This window comes from Enterovibrio norvegicus DSM 15893, from assembly GCF_900115495.1.
Classification (GTDB): Bacteria; Pseudomonadota; Gammaproteobacteria; order Enterobacterales; family Vibrionaceae; genus Enterovibrio; species Enterovibrio norvegicus.
The window spans coordinates 1-1,563 of sequence record NZ_FOWR01000093.1; the positions used below are offsets into that span (position 1 = coordinate 1).

The following is a 1,563-nucleotide window of genomic DNA, read 5'->3' on the forward strand; positions in this document are numbered from 1 at the left end:
GTGGACGTTTACTCGTGACGCAGTTTTTATAGAAACACTGTGATTCAGGGGTTTCAATCAATTTTGGGTAGTAAACGCCCGTTATTCGAACGTTAACTCTATATACATATGAATTTGATTCTTGAAAATACCGAACAAGTAAAATGTTTTACATACATGTTGGATGTATTTTCTGCATTGAGAATCAGCTGTACAGACTATGACTGGTACATCAGCGACATCGAGACAAACGGATATCTCTTTGATGAGGGATGGTACAGTGGCGACTCTTTGGATTCCCTAATTCAGGGTAATCAAATTCAGTTCATCTGGGCTGTTTTCTCTGCATTTCCTGCGGGTACTAAGTTTGACGTTGTTGCAAGCCCCTATGTAGATGGCAATCCTGATTACTGGAATGGTTCAAATCCAGCCCCTCAACTAGATCGGGCTCTTTTTGAAATAGGTTGTTGGGATAGCAGCGCTACTATTCTGGTTGGAGTACCATCGCAATTAGCGGAAAATTTCATGTCGGTTTACACGGACACACGAATGTTAACAAGGTCATGAACGGGACACCTTGCCAATCTCGAAGCGCTTAGAAAGTGTGGTGAATACATTGGTTTGGTGAGGTTTAGTGCGGGCAAGTGCCCGTTATCACAGCGTTAGCCCAAGTTCATTATTAATGTACTTTACCCCGCTATTTGACGGGCTAAGTCAGGTTTCCATAGCCGGCGGTTGTTATTGGGTTGGCCATTCACGTGCATTATTGATGGCTTGAGTTGAGTGTTTCTCCTTCAAAATATGAAGGGAGTTCTGGTCAAGTCGGTTGTTTCTTGGTGGTATAAACAAGGACGAGGAAAACGGCAGGGAAGGTGTCTTTTTCTCAAGCGGGGGCGGCGGCAAGCCGTGAAAGGCCGGAGCAAGGGCTAACAAGAACCTAAAGCTGGACGCTTAAACCTCCCGCAGTTTTTTCAAACGACCTCTGTGATTCAGGTGGTTGATTTTTATATAATTAAGCGCCGCTTAGGTTGGCGTTATACGCTGTGATTTTACTTACATGTAAGCCAGTGAGTTTGAAACTCAAACACGGTGGTTTTCTCAACAAAAAAGCGGTTTGGTTTTGGATCACCGCTCACCATTGAAAGTGTTGCAAACAAGCCATCAATGGCCAGAACAGATCAAGCATCCCAAGGGCTGCTCGCAAAGGCAAAAGGCGAGGTGCGGCTAGTCAAACAGTTTGGGTGGCAGCTTTATAACAAAGGTTTTCAAGGCGGACGCAAAACATCTCCGCAAATTTTGTTATATCAACTTACGGCGTTTACGGTGGCTTTCTTGCGTGAAGTGAATGTTTTACGCCCCTTAAAACGACGTTATCCGTCAGTTCTTCTCAGTGTTTAGTTTGCGATGTTTGGTTAGCTATTTCCTCTCTTCGTCACAGGCTGTTTAAACCCAAAAGTTTCATCAAACCAGTTCCAAACTCGATGCAAAATTGTCCACTTCCCCTATGCTGAGACAGTCTAAACTGGAGTTTTCTGCCACAGAAAAAGCAGGAGATCATCATGAAGAAGTCACGGTTTACTGAAT

General features: G+C 44.0%; 1 protein-coding gene. It reads left to right on the forward strand.

The genetic code is table 11. From position 1 onward, the window contains the following. Positions 1-156 precede the first annotated feature (156 nt). Complete coding sequence (locus BM082_RS24535; protein WP_241826619.1) at positions 157-546, forward strand: hypothetical protein; 390 nt, start codon at positions 157-159, stop codon at positions 544-546. Positions 547-1,563 lie beyond the last annotated feature (1,017 nt).